The sequence below is a fragment of the Rhizobium sp. AC44/96 genome (assembly GCF_001692185.1).
GTDB lineage: Bacteria > Pseudomonadota > Alphaproteobacteria > Rhizobiales > Rhizobiaceae > Rhizobium.
Genome location: NZ_LXKO01000001.1, coordinates 868234 through 885229 on the forward strand (window position 1 = coordinate 868234; position 16996 = coordinate 885229).

Sequence of the window (16996 nt, forward strand, 5' to 3'; positions counted from 1 at the left end):
GTTTCCTGACATGCGGTCGGTTTTCGGAAGTCCGATGAGAGGCATCGCGTTCAAAGTTGCCTCCGTCTGTGTCTTCCTTGCAATGCAAACCTTCATCAAGCTCGCTGGCAGCGATATCCAGCCGGGGCAGGTGACATTCTGCCGATCCTTTTTCGCGCTTTTTCCCATCATGGTGTATCTGGCCTATCGGGGGCAGCTGCGGTCTTCGTTCTACACTGCCAATCCAATCGGCCATCTGAAACGGGGGACGCTCGGCATCATTTCCATGGGCCTGGGGTTCTATGGGCTGTTGCACCTGCCGCTGCCTGAAGCGATTGCGCTGGGTTATGCCACGCCGCTTGTGGCGGTTGTCCTCGCGGCATTCTTTCTTGGAGAAACCGTGCGTATTTACCGATGGACTGCCGTTCTGGTCGGTCTCGTTGGTGTTGCGATCATCTCCTGGCCCAAGCTCACGCTCTTTCGGGAGGGCGGCGTCCAGTCCGATCAGGCGATCGGCGCAGTAACGGTGTTGCTAGCATCCGTCCTGGGCGGGATGGCGATGATCCAGGTTCGAAAGCTGGTGGAAGAGGAGAAGACCTCGACGATCGTTCTCTACTTCTCGATCACTGCATCGGTATTCTCGCTCGCGACCCTGCCTTTCGGCTGGGACCTTCTGGACCTTTGGCCGCAACTGCACCTGATTGCCGCCGGCTTCTGTGGCGGCGTGGCGCAGATACTGCTGACTGAAAGCTACCGTCACGCCGAAGTGTCGACGATCGCGCCGTTCGAGTACACGTCGATCGTGCTTGGCGCCATCATCGCCTATGTCGTCTTTGGTGATATCCCGACGGGGAGCATGTTACTCGGGACCGCCATCGTCGTGGCGGCGGGCATCTTCATCATATACCGCGAGCACAGGATCCAGCTCGAGCGCCGCGCCTCGGGCCGCTCCGCTCCCTGACACCGTCAGATTTTCCCGGAAATCGTTTCAATCTTGAGACTAACGCCGTGCGCGAATTGACTCGCGCGTAGATTGCGGCGTATGCGCGTGTTTTTAAAGTTGATGAAAATTCATTTATTCGCGAAGATACATATTACCGGTGAACGGTACTTGATACCGAATGAGTCCGGAATCCGGGAGAGAAATGCCTTTACGTGCTGAAGACCTTGCCGCCGACCCGAAATTTATACTGGGCATTCGCTTTCACGCTGAACGAATGCGCACCATGTACGAGGCAGGCCCACGGCTTGCGCGGCTCCTGGCATCCCAACAACGTTGGCTGCTGACTCAGATGGCCTATGCGCTGAGCGTGGAGCGTGATCCCGCTGATTCGTCTTCCGGCCTGACGGCGGTTAGGCTCACCAATGAGATCACCGCCTACAAGGTGGCCAGCCGCAACACCGTTCTGAGCTTTGTGGACGAGCTCCTGACCTACCGTTTCATTGCCTACGAGCCAGGTGAGGAGCGAAAGAGGCCTCGTCACTTCGAGCCGGCCGAGATCAGCCACCAGTCTATGTATGGGTGGCTCTGCTCCAATCTCGTTGCTCTCGACCTTTTGGACGGAGGTGAGAGGACCGCCTATTTCGAGAGTCATCCCGCCATGGCCCGGCAGATGCAGCCTCGAATCGCCCGCAATTGCCTGGCGGACCAGCGCTGGCGGGAGCCGCCTGAGCAAGTCGGTCTCTTTCTGTGGAGCGATGCGGGCGGTCTGATCGTCGACAACCTGATGTCTCGAATCGACATTCAGGAAACCGACCCGGAGCGCTTTTTCGTCGGTCCGGTGGACAGCCGAGCGCTGGCGGCCGATTTCATGATGTCACGGACGCACATGCAAAGGCTGTTTGCCAAGGCTGTGCAGAAGGGATGCCTGGGGTGGGAGGCTGGAAAGAAGCCCGTGCTGTGGATATCACGCGCGTTCGTGGAAGAATATTGCCGCTGGCAGGCGGTCAAGTTTGCCTATGTGGATGAGGCGTTCAGTTGGGCAAAGGCCGAACTCGATGGCGAGGCCACGTAGAGGCCGGACCGCCAAAGCCGAGGCAGGCGGGCTGCCCGCCTCGGGTCCACGTCAGTACTGTCGAAAATCCGCGAAAATTGCAGCCGGGCGCGAGATGCGTCCGCTGGCGCCAGTTCCACGAGCAATCATCTGCTCGTTGGTTGCGAAGCCTATGCGGTTACGGCTTTGTGCCGAGCGAACCGGGTCGCTGGCGACGCGCAGGGTTTCAAACCTGCAATGGATAGGACGAAGCAATGTCGGCATGGCCTTGGTTCCTGATTGATTCCTCCCAAGACACATCCGCAATATTGCAGTGCAGCATAGATTTAACAATAACCGAAAACACGCAACAGCTATGCAAAAAGCGCGTAGGTTTATTTATAAAACGTTCATATTCGTCTATTTTTTATGCACTACTGGCTTGAGCCGAGTTTTGCTCGGAAAGCCAGCAGATCGTTCCACGCCAGCCGCTTGTTGATTGGGGCGGTGAGCAGATCCTGCGGGTGAAGCGTCGCAATCGACGGAATAACCTTTCCATCAACGGCGATTTCGCGCCACTGACCACGAAGGCCGTGGATCGTGTCGCCTTCACCGAAGAAAACGCGTGCAGCAAAATTACCAAGAAGCAGGATCGCCTTGGGCTCGGCAAGCGCGATCTGGCGCTCGATGAACGGGCGGCAGATATCCATTTCCACCGCTGAGGGCACGCGATTGCCGGGGGGGCGCCAAGGGACGACTTGGGTCAGCAGGATACCCGAACGGTCGAGGCCGATCGCGGCCAGCATCTTGTCGAGCAGCTGTCCGGGACGGCCTGCGAATGGCTGTCCTTCCCGATCATCGTCGGCGCTCGGCGCCGAGCCGATCAGCATGACGCCCGAAGCCGCATCACCGGTGGCGAATATGGTCGAGCGCGCGCTGTTCTTGAGATTGCAGCCGCCGAATGCTTCGAGCGCCGTCTTCAGTTCGACCAGCGACCGGGCGCTTTCAGCTGCAAAGCGCGCCTGCTGAACGGCCTCGCCATCGGGAATGGCAGGATGCGGCCTCTGGGCCGAGCGGTCAGGGGCAGCATCGCGAGCGGATGCTTGAGGCGTGGCTCGCGAGGGCGCTTGTCGGTTTTCGGCGGCCTGCGAGGCAGCGGGGGCGCTACGTCGCGTCGCCTTTATTGTCTCGAATTCGGCGAACCGATCGACGGCCTCTTCCTCCAGCAGCCATTCCACGCCTGCATCCGCATGAAAATGGAGCAGTGCGGCAAGTTCGGCCGGGGAGAGGTCGTTGACGGAGATCATGATCGGAACTGTAGCGAAGCGGCAGCCTCAATGAAAGGGCGCAGGCGTTCTCGTGCCTGCTATTGCACCGTCCATTGCGCGATGTCGTCTCGTTCGCCGATCAACGCCAGACCATGTGCGATGGACAGAAGTTCGCCACCCGTCTCGATGCGGTCTGTGTCAAACCGTTCCGTGAAGATTCGGCGAACGGCGGGCACGAACGACGTGCCTCCTGTGAGGAACACCTTGTCGATTGCCGTCAATGGCGTGTTCGTCTTCTCGAGCACGTCATCAAGCGCCCTTTCGATTCGCGCGAGGTCGTCGGCAATCCAGGTTTCGAAATCGGTCCGACGGATCGTGCAATGACCACCGCTGCCCAGCGGCGCGAAGTCGAAAGCAGCGTCGTCGGCGGAAGACAGAGCCATCTTGGTGGCCGAGACGGCTTGATAGAGCGGATACCCTTCATCGTGATCGACGAGATCGACGAAGGTCTCCAGCTTCTCCGGCTCCAGTGCGGTGCGCACGAGTTTCTTCAGGTCCTGGAACTCGCGCGAGGTCTTGAAGATCGACAGCTGGTTCCAGCGGCCGAAGGCCGAATAGTAATTTGTCGGCACTTCAAGGATCTTGTCGAAGCTCTTGAAATGACTCCCCTTGCCAATTTGCGGCGAGACGATGTTGTCGATCAGGCGGTAGTCGAAGTGATCGCCGGCGACTCCAACACCGGAGTGGCCGATCGGTGTCGCTGTGAGCTTTCCAGCGATCGTCTCGAAGCGGATCAGCGAATAGTCGGTCGTACCGCCACCGAAGTCGGCAACCAGCACAGTCGCGTCCGCCTTCAGGTTCTGCGCGAAATAGAACGCTGCCGCCACAGGCTCGTAGACATAGTGGATCTCAGGAAACCCAAAACGGGCGAGCGCCTCGTTGTAGCGCGTGGTCGCCAATTGGGGATCCGGGTTGGCGCCGGCAAAATGCACCGGCCGGCCCGTGACGATGCGGGTTACATCACCCGGCCAGTTCTCGCCCGCATAGTGACGCAGGCGGCGGATGAAGACCTCCATCAGATCTTCAAAGCTCTGACGCTTTCCGAAGATGATCGTTCCCTGGAAGAGTGCGCTTGCCGCGAAAGTCTTGATCGACTGCAGGAAGCGGCTGTCGCCGGGGTTCTCGATGAACTGGCGGATCGCCGCGTGCCCGGCTTCCACCTTGAGTGCAGATGCGCCGAGATTGGGGTCCTTCATGAAGGAAAGAGCCGTGCGCATGCTGTCGGCCTTGCCTGCCGCGCTCGTAAATTCCATCGAATGGGTGGTCGCCCCATCCGCCATCGCAAGAACAGTGTTCGTTGTGCCGAAGTCCAAACCCAGCGCCTGAGCCATGCTCGCACCTCTCAATGTCGATTGTGTATGAGATCGGGGCAAAACCCCGCGAAGGCGCGGGAGGGGCGCCAATTCGAAGAGGGCGCGTGATGCCATAGGGGAACGGCAGATTCAAGGCCAAATCGAAAATGAAACGGGCGCCCTTGGCGCCCGTTGGATCATTCCGCGGCAATCGCCTCCGGAGCATTTTCATGCTCCTCTGCTGGCTTCTTTCGCCCGAAGCTCAGCAACCAATCGCTGAGCCGGCCCATCTCGACGAAGATAACCGGGGTGATGAACAAGGTCAGCGCCTGAGAGACGAGCAAGCCGCCGACCACCGCAATCCCGAGCGGCTGGCGCAGTTCGGAGCTCGCGCCCGAGCCAAGCGCGATCGGCAGCGCGCCAAGCAACGCGCAGAAGGTGGTCATCATGATCGGCCGGAAACGTCGCACGCAGGCTTCGTGAATTGCTTCCGACGGCGACATTCCATTGCCCGATCGGAGGTTCTCCAGCGCCACGTCGATCATCATGATCGCGTTTTTCTTCACGATGCCGATCAGCATCAGCAACCCGATCAAGGCGATGATGGATAGGTCGAAGCCCATTACCTTGAGGGCGAGCAACGCTCCGAGGGCGGCTGCCGGCAGGCCGGAGAGGATGGTGAGCGGGTGGATAAAGCTCTCATACAGCACACCCAGGACGACATAGATCGTCAGGACGGCCGCCAGAATGAGCAACGGTGTGTTGCCCTGAGATTGCTGGAAGATCTGCGCCGTGCCGCCGTAGGACGTGAAAATGTCCGTCGGCATGTTGATGTCCTTCTTGATCTGATCGATCGCAGCCGTGGCGTCGCCGAGAGCTTCGCCGGCCGGCAGGTTGAAGGAGACGGTGGTGGAAACGAGCTGACCGGTCTGGTTGATCGTCACCGGGCCCGTGTTCCGCCGCACGGTCGCAAAGTTGGACAGCGGAACCAGTGTTCCATTGCTGGATGCGACACGGATATCTTGAAGCTTCTGGTCGTCCCAGGGTCTGCCGGTGTCGTATTCGACAATCACGTCATAGCTTTCGCCGGTCGATTGGATCTGCGTCGCTGCATATCCGCTGAAGGCTTCCTGCAGTGTCGTGCGCAACTGGTCGTCATCGATGTTGAACGCAGCCGCCTTTTCGCTGTCCACGACAATGTCGGCCTGCAATGCATTGTTCTGGGCATCGGACGTGACGTCCGTAAAGCGGGGATCAGCCCGCAGCGCCTGCTGCATCTTGTCGGCCCAGAGGTTGGTCTGGTCGGCACTCAGGGCCTGGATCACCAGCTGATACTGGCTCGCCGTCTGCCGCCCGCCGAACCGCAAGCTTTGCTGAGGCGTAATGAACGCCTGCAGGCCGGCAATCTTGTTGATGCTCGCGCGCAACTCTCGCAGCGTCTGATCAAGCGGTACACGCTGGTCCTTGTCCTTCAGTTCGACGAACATCGTGCCGTTGTTCAAAGGACTGCGAGCGCTGCCGCCAACGATCGACATCACGTGGTTTACAGCGGGGTTCTGCCGTACCAGTTCTGCGGCCTGGTTCTGAAGCGCCTGCATCGCCGGATAGGAGATGTCCTGGCGCGCGCGGGTCGAAATGTTGAGGCGGCCGATATCTTCGGTCGGGAAGAAACTCGCCGGCAGTGTCATGAACAGATAGATCGTCAATCCGACGGAGGCGAGGAAGAGAGCGAGGATGGCGGGGCGGTGACGAAGGCACCAGCCGACAGCCGCGCCATAACCGCGAAGCGTCCAGTCGAACCCGGCATCGAACCAACGGATGAAGAACGGCGGCCGATCGTGGGCATTCCCCAGGCGGGATGCCAGCATCGGCGTCACGGTCAACGAGACGATCGCGGACGCGACGATTGCGATCGCTACCACCATGCCGAACTCGTTGAAGATTCGGCCCACCACCCCGCCCATCAGCAGGATCGGGATGAAGACGGCAATCAGCGAGACCGACATCGAAATGATCGTGTAGCTCACTTCGCCGGCGCCCTTGATCGCGGCATCCATGACAGGCATGCCTTCTTCGACGTGTCGAAGAATGTTCTCGAGCATCACGATCGCATCGTCCACGACAAGCCCGACCGCAAGTGTCAGTCCGAGCAGCGAGATGTTGTCGATGCTGTAGCCGAGCACATACATCATCCCGAAGGTCGAAATCAGCGACAGCGGAACAGCCAATCCCGGGATGAGGGTCGCGGTCAGGTGGCCGGTAAACAGGTAGATGACCAGAACGACAAGGCCGATCGTCAGGAGCAAGGTGAACTTCACGTCGGCGATTGCATCACGGATCGGCTTGGCCGAATCGTTCATGACCGTCGTTGTGACCGACGCCGGAATTTCCGCGTGGAGGGAAGGAAGCTTGGCGTTGATTGCATCGACCACCTCGACCGTATTCGCGTCGGGCTGGCGCTGAATGGCGAGAATGATGCTTTGCTTGCCGTCGTACCAGCTACCGGTGTTCAGGTTCTCGACACTATCCTGCACATCGGCAATGTCGCCGAGATGGATCGGCGCGCCACCCGGATTGGCGATCACCAAGGACCGGAATTCCGCGGCATTGGTCCGCTGAGTATCGGCATTGATGGTCATGCTCTGGCTGGCGTTCTGCAGGGTTCCCACGGGCACCTGGCTGTTTGCCGCGACCAGCGCCTTGTTTACGGTGTCGATACCGATGCCGCGATTGAGAAGCTTGTTCGGATCAACCTCGATGCGCACCGCATAGGTCTGCGCACCGAAGACCGACACTTCGGCCACGCCCGGGAGCGTCGAAAGCGACGGCGAGATGATGTTTTCTGCAATGTCGTCCAGCTTGCTGCGCGGCATCGTATTGCTTTGGATGGCAAGCAACATGACCGGCGCGTCAGCGGGGTTCGTCTTGCGATAGCTTGGCGGCGTCGTCATGTTGTCGGGTAGCTGGCGCGTCGCGTGCGATATCGCCGCCTGAACGTCAGCCGCCGCTGCGTCGATGTTGCGATTGAGATCGAACTGCAGCACGATGCTCGTATTGCCGAGCGAATTGGTCGCGCTGATTTCGCTGATGCCGGGGATTGTCTGGAATTGCTTGATCAGCGGTGTCGCCACGGACGTCGCCATCGTCTTCGGCGATGCGCCGGTCAGCGCAGCAGAGACATTGATGGTGGGGAAGTCGACCTGCGGCAGGGCTGCCACCGGAACAAGCTGGTAGCCTGCGAGGCCGGCAAGAACGACGCCGATCGCTAGCAGCGTGGTGGCAACTGGTCTCCGGATACAGAAATTCGGTATCATTCTTCGGTTCCCGCCGCTGTGGTTGCCTTGTTGTCCGGTAGGGTGGCCGAGGCGACATCCAGCGTCTTGGCGTTGAACTGTTCATTGACAGGCTGCTTGTCGACCAGCTGGGCCTGCCCCTCGACAACGACATGGTCGCCTTCCGACAGGCCTGACGAGATGGCGCTGAAATCGCCGTTTGCGCGTGCCACGGTCACCGGCATCTGCCGTACCTTTCCGTCCTTCACGACAAACGAGAAGAAGCCATCGGCACCAGGGCTCACCGCCACCGTCGGCACAACGACTTGCTGCTCATTGTTGTTGAAGTGAACGACAATATTGACGGACTGACCGGGCCAGAGTGCGCCGGAAGCATTCTCGAATTTCGCTTTGGCAAGGATCGTCCCAGAGGCCGGATCCACCGTATTGTCGTAGAAGCTGATATGTCCCTGCCGTGGCTTGCCCTTGCCCGATTGAGGCACGGTGCTGACATCGACGGGGCCCGTCGCCAGCGCCTGCTTCAGCTGCCGCAGGTCGCGCTCCTGAAGATGGAACTTGACATAGATCGGATCGAACTTCGCAATCGTCACGATTGCCGAGCCTGCGTTCACGAAGGCGCCGGGGCTGACGACGATATCTCCGAGCCGGCCATCGAACGGAGCTCGGATCTCGGTGTGTTCGAGCAGAACCTGATCTGCGGCAAGGGTTGCCTTGTCGGCTTGAACGGTTGCCGCGGCACTGTCTCGCGCGGCCTTCGCCTGATCATAGGTTTGCTGCGTTCCGGCCTGTGACGTCAAGAGATCATGGGCTCGCGTCAGCGCCGTATCGGTTTCCGCAAGTGTGGCGGTATCGCGAACGATCATGGCATTGTCTTTGTCGACGGTCGCCTGGGCCGTGCGGTTGTCGAGTTTGACGATCAGGTCGCCCTGCTTCACCATCGTACCGTCTGAGGCGATGATCTCGGTAACCAGTCCCTGTTCCTGCGCCGCGATTGTCGTATTGTCATCGGCGTCGGCCCAGCCGGACGCGGTCACGTCACGGGGCAGGGTGGTCTTGACCGCGGCGACCGTCTTGACGAGCGTAGGTCCGCCATTGTGCCCTTTTCCGCCGCCCTTTCGATTTCCGGAGTCCGGCGTCGCATCTGCATTTGCAGCCTTGTCGCCTCCCGCATCCGCCTGCTTGGCCGTCGTGTCGCCGAACTGGGAAAGATAGGGAATGCGATCCCTATACTGCCAGGCGCCGACGCCGGCTGCAGCAACAATGCAAATGGGGATCCAAAGTTTCTTCATGGTAGGACTGGTCTCGGGCAGTTGCGCTAAAGTGGAGCCTGCATTGAACCACATTTATTACGGCGCAAAAACGACACAATTCCGGAATGACCATCACTAAGTGGTTATTATAGCTTAAATTTTTGTAATAAAAGAATGTGTTGATATTATAATGTTTCCACCCGCCGAACGCCAGTGGGCAAGGGCGCGGATCGTCCGCGCCCAAATATCCTTTGCAATCAAACCGATCGCGCTGCGCCACCGTCGCAGCGGATGAGGCTGCCGGTGATGTAGCTCGCCGGTTGGCTGCACAGAAAGGCCGCTGTCGCTGCGAACTCTTCCACCGTCCCGTAGCGCCCCACGGGGATCAGAGCTTCCTTGCTCGCGCGGATATCCGCCATGTTTTTGCCTGTCCGCTTGGCGGCTGCACCGTCGAGATCGTCGAGCCGACCGGTCAGAATGCTTCCGGGAAGCAGGACATTCGTGGTGATTCCATAGCGACCGACCTCGGAGGCCAGCGTCTTGCTCCAGCCGGCAAGGGCCGGACGCAGCGTGTTGGACAGCGCAAGACTGGGGATCGGCTCGATGACGCCTGATGAGGCAACCGTCAGGATGCGACCCCAACCCTGCGCCTTCATCGCCGGCAGCAACGCATTGGTCAGCGTGATGACGCGCAGCACCATCGAGAAGAAATAGGTCTCCAGTCGGTCTGCCGTCATGTCTTCGGTTGTTCCCGGCGTTGGGCCGCCCGTGTTGTTGACCAGAATGTCGACACCACCGAGCTTGCTGGCAACTGCTGCCGCTACGGTTTCGGTAAAGTTCTCATCGGAAAGATCCGCCCAGATCCAGTCGGCCTTGCCCTTACCCGCGGCGTTGATCGCCTTGCAATTTGCTTCCAGCGTCTCGCCGCTGCGCCCACAGAGCAGGACGTTGGCGCCTTCGCGAGCAAGCGCCACGGCAATGCCGTGCCCAAGCCCCCGCGATGATGCCAGGATGAGTGCGCGCTTGCCCTTGATGCCGAGGTCCATTGTGTCGTCTCCTGTTGTTCTGCCCAATCTATAGGGTGCGCAAAGCTCAAAAGGGAAGGGTGGTTAGAGCCGCATTTCTGTTCGTTTTGTTGACGTTAACGTAAAGGTAATATACTTCTCTTGCACTTGAGAATATCATTGCGTGAAATGGGGGATTGGGTGTCGTTTCCCGGCTCGACAATGGTTCCGGGTTTTGCCAAGAGATACCCGATACGGGGAATATGGCCGCAATGTCGGCCGAATGGAGCGATGCATGACCGATAAGCCTGACCTGCCCGAACGCGAAAGCATGGAATTCGACGTCGTGATCGTCGGCGGCGGTCCTGCGGGTCTGTCGGCGGCGATCCGGCTGAAGCAGGTCAATCCTGAGCTGTCGGTCGTCGTGCTGGAGAAGGGTGCCGAAGTCGGCGCCCACATCCTCTCGGGTGCGGTCGTCGATCCCATCGGCATCGATCGCTTGCTGCCGGATTGGCGCCAGGAGGCCGACCATCCGTTCAAGACCGAGGTCAAGGACGACCACTTCCTGCTGCTCGGCCCGGCCGGCTCGGTGCGCCTGCCGAACATCCTGATGCCGCCTTTGATGAACAATCACGGCAACTACATCGTCTCGCTCGGCAATGTCTGTCGCTGGCTGGCGGGCCACGCCGAAGCGCTCGGCGTCGAGATCTATCCCGGTTTTGCCGCCACCGAAGTGCTCTACAACGACGAGGGTGCGGTGATTGGTGTCGCCACCGGCGACATGGGTATCGAGAAGAACGGCGAGCCCGGCCCGAACTACACCCGTGGCATGGAGTTGCTCGGCAAGTACGTGCTGATCGGCGAAGGCGTGCGCGGCTCGCTCGCCAAGCAGCTGATCGCCAGGTTCGATCTCTCCAGGGATCGAGAACCCCAGAAATTCGGCATCGGCATCAAGGAACTCTGGCAGGTCAAGCCGGAGAACCACAAGCAGGGCTTGGTGCAACATTCCTTCGGCTGGCCGCTCGGCATGAAGACCGGTGGCGGTTCCTTCCTCTATCACCTGGAAGACAACCTCGTCGCTGTCGGCTTCGTGGTGCATCTCAATTACAAGAACCCCTACCTCTATCCCTTCGAGGAATTCCAGCGCTTCAAGACGCATCCGTCGATCCGCGGTACCTTCGAGGGCGGCAAGCGCCTGTCCTATGGTGCGCGTGCGATCACCGAAGGCGGCTACCAGTCGGTGCCGAAGCTGTCCTTCCCCGGTGGCGCCCTGATCGGCTGCTCGGCCGGCTTCGTCAACGTTCCCCGTATCAAGGGCAGCCACAATGCGGTGCTCTCAGGCATGATGGCGGCGGACCGCATCGCTGCTGCGATTGCTGCCGGTCGCGCCAATGACGAGGTGGTCGAGATCGAGAACGACTGGCGTTCGAGCGACATCGGCAAGGACCTCAAGAAGGTCCGCAACGTCAAGCCGCTGTGGTCGAAGTTCGGCACGGCTATTGGCGTGGCACTCGGCGGTCTCGACATGTGGACCAACCAGCTGTTCGGCTTCTCCTTCTTTGGCACCTTGAAGCACGGCAAGACCGATGCCGCCTCGCTGGAGCCGGCCGCCAGGCACAAGCCGATCGACTATCCGAAACCCGACGGTGTTCTCACCTTCGATCGTCTCTCCTCGGTGTTCCTGTCGAACACCAACCACGAGGAAGACCAGCCGGTGCATCTCAAGGTCAGGGACATGGCACTGCAGGTCTCGTCCGAGCACGACATCTATGCCGGCCCCTCGACCCGCTACTGTCCGGCTGGTGTCTACGAATGGGTGGAGAAGGACGGCAAGGAGACCTATGTCATCAACGCCCAGAACTGCGTCCACTGCAAGACCTGCGACATCAAGGACCCCAACCAGAACATCAACTGGGTACCGCCGCAGGGCGGTGAGGGGCCAGTCTATCCGAACATGTGAGGCTGCGGCGTGAGCGAGACGCAGGCTGATGGTTTGAGTCTTCGGCCCGCTCGCCCCGACGAACTGTCGCGACTGGCCGACATCGAGATCGACGCGTTTGCGGCCCTTGCCGACGCGCTGGGCGTTGCACGGGATGCCAATGCCCTGCCGCAGGGCGTGCTTGGTCAATCGCGTGAGGAAGGGCTTCTTTTCGTCGCTGCCAACGAGGCAGACCGACCGATTGGGTTTCTTGCAGGCACCGAGATTGGAGAGACCTTCTACGTCATCGAGTTGGATGTCGTCATGCAATGGCAACGGCGCGGCGTGGGCCGCCGGCTGATGCTTGAAGCGGTAAAGGCGGCTCGTGTTCGCAAGCTCAATGGCGTGACCCTGACGACGGATCGCTACGTGGTCTTCAATGCCCCTTTTTATCGCTCGCTGGGCTTTGAACTGTTGGGCGACGAGCGCATGCCGCCATATCTGCGTCAGAAGCTCGACGACGAGATCGAAAACGGCATGGACCCCGATCGTCGTGTCGCAATGGCTTTGTGGTTCAAGTGATACTTGTCAAAGGGTGAAGTGTAGGCCGAAGCTCATCGGCTCCGGCCTATGATACCAGTGCGTCATGACTGGCGCCTCGCCATGATCCCCGTCGAAAGCGCAACACCAATTCCGGTGATTGCCGCAGCGGCGAGTTCCGCAATGCCCACATCCTCGCCGAGCAAGGCGGCGCCGCCGAGCGTTGCCAGAACCGGCGTAATCGCCGTGAATGCGGCTGCCTGCGTGCCACCCAGCGAGCGAACGGCAACGCCGTAGGCAAGCGTGGCAACAAGGCCGGACAGCACGCCCTGGCTCAGGATCTGAAGGCCGATTTCCGGAAGCGGTGCCTGCGCGATCGATGTTCCCAAGACCATGGCGAGCGCGACGTGGATGAGGAACGACCAGATGGCGATGAGTGCACTTGCCTGCAGCGCCGTCAGTCCGGAACGGCGAAAGGCGTGAGTATAAGAGGCCCAGAGCAGCGCGCCCATCGGCAGGAGCGCGAAGCTGCTCCAGGGAAGCATCGTCGTCGAGAGGCCGTGGACGAGCAGGATGACCATGCCGGCGACAATCGCCGCCAACCCCAGCCAGCGTGTCAGGTCCGGTCGCTCACCGAAAACCACGACGCCGATGAGGGCGGTGGCTAGCGGCATGGAACCACCGAGCAGGATCCCTGCGGAGGCGGCGGGCGTCGAATGGATCGCCGCGGTCGTCAGTTGGAAGAAGACCGCGCCTGCACCCGCGACCATTATTGCCAACAATGTCAGCGGAACGCCTTTCGGCAGCAGTCCGGTCCTCAACCAGACAGGCGCCAGCGCCAATGCCGGAACGCCGTAGCGGATCAGGCCGAGATCAACGGTGCTGAGCCGGGTCCCCGCACTGTGGCGGGTTGCCAGGATCCAGGTTGCCCAGATGAGCACGGTCACCACGGCACCAGCATATCCGGTGGCGACGGGCGAGGGCTTTGTGTTCGAAAATGCAAGAGTGGTCATGGGTCTATCCTCCAATGGCGTCCGGTTCACCGGTTGCATGAAGAATACCCGCGGAGGGCTCGGCATGTCCTTGCTATCTGTGGCGCCTATCGCATAGGCTACGCAATGATATGCCAATTCAGTCATTGGAAATTACTGAATATGCCAAATATGGATAAATTCGATATCGCGATCCTGAAATGCCTTCAGGAGGACGCACGGGCCACCAACGTCGAGATTGCGGAGAAGGTCAACCTGTCTCCATCGCCATGCCTGCGCCGGATCCGCAACCTCGAAAAGGCCGGCGTCATTCGCGGATATCGCGCCGATATCGACCGCAAGGAGGTTGGCCTGGGGCTCACCGTGTTCGTGGAGTTCAAGGTTGCCCATCACAGCCGGGAGAACTCGGAAGCGCAGCAGGCGGCTTTGCTGGCCATACCCGAAATCGTGTCCTGCTTCCTGATCTCGGGGACCGCGGATTTTCTCGCGGAGGTGGTGGTCGAGGATCTGGCAGCCTATGAGCGGCTTCTGACAGAGACGCTGCTGACGCTACCCAATGTCAGCGACATCAGGTCCAACTTCGCCATCCGCAGCATGAAGACGCACGGGGCTCTGAAGCTGCCCGAGCCGAAATGAAGACGGGGCCGCAAGGCCCCGTCTGAATTGTCATAGCAGCGTGCCGCTGAGGATCATCAGGGCAACCGAGAAGTAGATCACCAACCCGGTCACATCGACGAGCGTTGCGACGAACGGTGCCGAAGCGCTGGCGGGGTCGAGGCGCAGTCTCTGCAGCACGAATGGCAACATCGAGCCGGCGATCGAACCGAAGGTCACGATGCCGATCAGTGCAGCAAAGATCGTCCATCCGACCAGGATCCAGTGCTCGCCGTAGTCGTATAGCCCGATATTCTGCCAGAGTACGATGCGGGCGAACCCGACCGCACCGAGGATCGAGCCGAGCACGATGCCTGTCGGCAGTTCGCGCAGCAGCACACGCCACCAGTCCGACAGCTTCAATTCTCCGAGCGCAAGCGCACGGATAATCAGCGATGTAGCCTGTGAGCCGGAATTGCCGCCCGAGCTCATGATCAAGGGGACGAACAGCGTCAGCACGATGGCCTTCTCGAGTTCGCCCTCGAAGTGCTGCATGGCGCTGGCGGTCAGCATTTCGCCGAGAAACAGGGCACACAGCCAGCCGGCGCGCTTGCGTATCATGCCTGCGAAGCTGATCGTCATGTAAGGCTTGCCGAGCGCTTCCATGCCGCCGAACTTCTGCGCATCTTCCGTCTGGTCGGCGATCATCGTGTCGATCACATCGTCGACGGTTACGATGCCGAGCATGTGGCCGTTTTCGCCGATAACCGGAAGTGCGAGCAGATTATGCTTGCGGATCAGCCTTGCGACGTCTTCTTGGGGCATCAGCGGATCGGCCCGCACGATGGCGCCTTGCTGGGCGACGCTGAGAACCGGCTGTTGCGGTTCGCCGGTGATGAGACGGCGCAGGGTGACGACGCTGGTCAGCGCCTGCGTCTGCCCGTCGAGCACGTAGATGGCATAGACCGTCTCACGCGACCGTTCGACCTTGCGGACATGCTCGAGCGTCTGCGCGACGGTCCATGTCGCCGGCACGCTGACGAACTCCGTCGTCATGATGCTGCCCGCCGTACGCGGGGGGTAGCCCATCAGGTGCTGGACGGCGAGACAGGTGGTCCGGTCGAGCTTGGAGAAAAGGTGTGCTCGCGCGTCCTCGCCCATTTCCTGGAAGAGGTCGGCGACACGGTCGTTGGCGGTTGCATTCAGCAGCCGCGCTGCCTGGTCCGACGGCATTTCCGTCAGCATGGCAGCAGCATGGTGCAGCTCGGGGCGCCCCAATATACGGACGGCCTTCTGCTGAGGCAGCGTGGCGAGGATAGCCGCTGCTTCTGGTATTTCGAGCGCGTTCAGGCGTTCGACGCGTTCAGCCGTGGTGATGGCACCGAGGCTGTCGCTGGTAAAGAAACGGGCGGCATGGCCTGCCCGCAGAGGGAAGCGATTGATGTTCATTAAGCTCGCCTTTCCGTCGATCCGCCGTAGCGTCCAACGGGCGAGCCCGACAGAGATCGGTCAGCGCACGAGGGCCGCGTACGGCAAAGGCAATCGACTGCTACTGTCGCTTGGCATCGTGATGATGGCTCCGTTGATAACCGCGAAGAACGGTCGTTCCGCGCGTAAGGCAGTAGGTGGTCTCAAACGGCAAAAAAGTCAAGCTCCTTAGGCGCTTGAGGCAAGAATGCCGCACCCCTGGCGCGCCATTCTTCCTTGGTGTATCGCCGACCGGCTCGTTGGGCGGCGAACCGGTCATCTTGCAGCGGCGATATCTGATACTAGAAGCCCGAAAGAACGACCTTGCCCTTCATCCTGCCGCTCTCGACCATTGCATGTGCCGTCTTGAGGTTCTCGGCGTTGATCGGACCGACGGTCTCGTTCAGCGTGCTTCGGATCGTTCCTGCGTCCACGAGCTCGGCAACCTTGTTCAGCAGCTTGTGCTGCTCGATCATGTCGGGCGTCCCGAACAGCGGACGGGTAAACATCAGCTCCCAGTGGACCGAAATCGCCTTGCGCTTGAACGGCATGATGTCGAGCATCTTTGGGTCATCGATCAGCGCAAAGCGGCCCTGTGGTGCGATGGCTTCTGCAATGTCTTGAATATGGTCGGCGGTATTGGTCGTCGAGAAGATGAAGCCGGGTGCACCGATGCCAAGCGCGGCGACCTGTGGAGCGATCGGTCGCGTATGGTCGATGACGTGATGGGCGCCGAGCTTCTTGACCCACTCGCTGGTCTCGGGGCGGGAGGCTGTGGCGATGACGGTCAGGTCGGTCAGCGCACGCGCGAGCTGGATCGAGATCGAGCCGACCCCACCAGCCCCGCCGATGATCAGAAGCGACCGGGCCGCGCCGGGGACGGCATCCTGCACTTTCAGGCGATCGAAGAGCGTTTCGTAAGCTGTGATCGAGGTGAGGGGCAGTGCAGCCGCGGCCGCAAAATCGAGGCTTTTCGGTTTGCGGCCAACGATGCGCTCGTCGACAAGATGGAATTCCGCGTTGCTGCCGGGGCGATTGATCGCTCCGGCGTAGAAGACCTCGTCGCCAACCTTGAACAGCGTCACATCGGCGCCGACTGCCTTGACCACGCCGGCTGCATCCCAGCCGAGAACCTTGGGCTCATCGGCGGCGGGTGCGACGCCGGCTCTCACCTTGACGTCGACAGGGTTGACGGAGACGGCCCGCACTTCGACGAGCAGGTCATGTCCTGTCGGGCTGGGGGTGGGCAGTTCGATGTCGATCAACGACGTTTCGGCTGAAATGGGTTGCGGGACATAGTAGGCGACGGCGCGCATCGGAAACTCCTGTGTTCATTGCACACAAGCTAGATGCGTCCTATGTTCAC

The 16996-nt window shown here is 60.4% G+C and carries 14 protein-coding genes; 5 read left to right on the forward strand and 9 right to left on the reverse strand.

All coding sequences use genetic code 11. The annotated features are described in order from the left end of the window. Positions 1-10: 10 nt before the first annotated feature. Both A6U87_RS04185 and A6U87_RS04190 read left to right on the forward strand, forming a co-directional pair. Entirely contained in the window at positions 11-940 is a 930-nt protein-coding gene (locus A6U87_RS04185; protein WP_065689936.1) for a DMT family transporter, read from the forward strand. Between the two features lie 184 nt (positions 941-1124). Then, entirely contained in the window at positions 1125-1994 is an 870-nt protein-coding gene (locus A6U87_RS04190; RefSeq protein ID WP_065689937.1) for a hypothetical protein, read from the forward strand. A gap of 51 nt (positions 1995-2045) precedes the next feature. Here the strand turns inward: A6U87_RS04190 and A6U87_RS30330 are convergent, their stop codons facing one another. The 6 genes from A6U87_RS30330 to A6U87_RS04215 all read right to left on the reverse strand — a co-directional run bounded on the left by A6U87_RS30330 (position 2046) and on the right by A6U87_RS04215 (position 10161). Further along, positions 2046-2237 carry a hypothetical protein gene (locus A6U87_RS30330; protein WP_083199261.1) on the reverse strand — a complete coding sequence of 64 codons (192 nt, stop codon included), beginning with the start codon at positions 2235-2237 and terminating at the stop codon, positions 2046-2048. Positions 2238-2386: 149 nt separating this feature from the next. Then, entirely contained in the window at positions 2387-3259 is an 873-nt protein-coding gene (locus A6U87_RS04195; protein ID WP_065689938.1) for a uracil-DNA glycosylase family protein, read from the reverse strand. A gap of 59 nt (positions 3260-3318) precedes the next feature. Then, positions 3319-4611: an Hsp70 family protein gene (locus A6U87_RS04200; RefSeq protein WP_065689939.1), complete on the reverse strand. Its 1293-nt coding sequence runs from the start codon at positions 4609-4611 to the stop codon at positions 3319-3321. 158 nt (positions 4612-4769) lie between these two features. Then, positions 4770-7886, reverse strand: a complete 3117-nt coding sequence (locus tag A6U87_RS04205; RefSeq protein WP_065689940.1) for an efflux RND transporter permease subunit — start codon at positions 7884-7886, stop codon at positions 4770-4772. Beyond that, positions 7883-9154 carry an efflux RND transporter periplasmic adaptor subunit gene (locus A6U87_RS04210; protein WP_065689941.1) on the reverse strand — a complete coding sequence of 424 codons (1272 nt, stop codon included), beginning with the start codon at positions 9152-9154 and terminating at the stop codon, positions 7883-7885. The genes A6U87_RS04205 and A6U87_RS04210 overlap by 4 nt, the downstream gene beginning before the upstream one ends. 218 nt (positions 9155-9372) lie before the next feature. After that, entirely contained in the window at positions 9373-10161 is a 789-nt protein-coding gene (locus A6U87_RS04215; protein WP_065689942.1) for an SDR family oxidoreductase, read from the reverse strand. Positions 10162-10414: 253 nt separating this feature from the next. On the opposite strand from A6U87_RS04215, the gene A6U87_RS04220 reads away from it, so the two are divergent. Beyond that, positions 10415-12079: an electron transfer flavoprotein-ubiquinone oxidoreductase gene (locus A6U87_RS04220; protein ID WP_065689943.1), complete on the forward strand. Its 1665-nt coding sequence runs from the start codon at positions 10415-10417 to the stop codon at positions 12077-12079. Between the two features lie 9 nt (positions 12080-12088). Beyond that, positions 12089-12619 (forward strand): GNAT family N-acetyltransferase, encoded by a 531-nt coding sequence (locus A6U87_RS04225; protein WP_083199262.1) that lies wholly within the window; start codon positions 12089-12091, stop codon positions 12617-12619. 62 nt (positions 12620-12681) lie between these two features. Here A6U87_RS04225 and A6U87_RS04230 read toward each other — a convergent pair whose 3' ends face one another. Further along, positions 12682-13590, reverse strand: coding sequence for a DMT family transporter (locus tag A6U87_RS04230; protein ID WP_065689944.1), 909 nt, complete (start codon positions 13588-13590; stop codon positions 12682-12684). A gap of 141 nt (positions 13591-13731) precedes the next feature. Here A6U87_RS04230 and A6U87_RS04235 point away from each other — a divergent pair, with 141 nt between their 5' ends. Continuing rightward, positions 13732-14205 (forward strand): Lrp/AsnC family transcriptional regulator, encoded by a 474-nt coding sequence (locus A6U87_RS04235; protein ID WP_065689945.1) that lies wholly within the window; start codon positions 13732-13734, stop codon positions 14203-14205. A gap of 30 nt (positions 14206-14235) precedes the next feature. On the opposite strand, the gene mgtE is transcribed toward A6U87_RS04235, so the two are convergent. Continuing rightward, the gene (mgtE, locus tag A6U87_RS04240) at positions 14236-15612 is read right to left on the reverse strand and encodes a magnesium transporter (RefSeq protein WP_065689946.1); all 1377 of its coding nucleotides are present in this window, start codon (positions 15610-15612) and stop codon (positions 14236-14238) included. Positions 15613-15932: 320 nt separating this feature from the next. Continuing rightward, positions 15933-16946, reverse strand: coding sequence for a zinc-binding alcohol dehydrogenase family protein (locus tag A6U87_RS04245; protein WP_065689947.1), 1014 nt, complete (start codon positions 16944-16946; stop codon positions 15933-15935). Positions 16947-16996 lie beyond the last annotated feature (50 nt).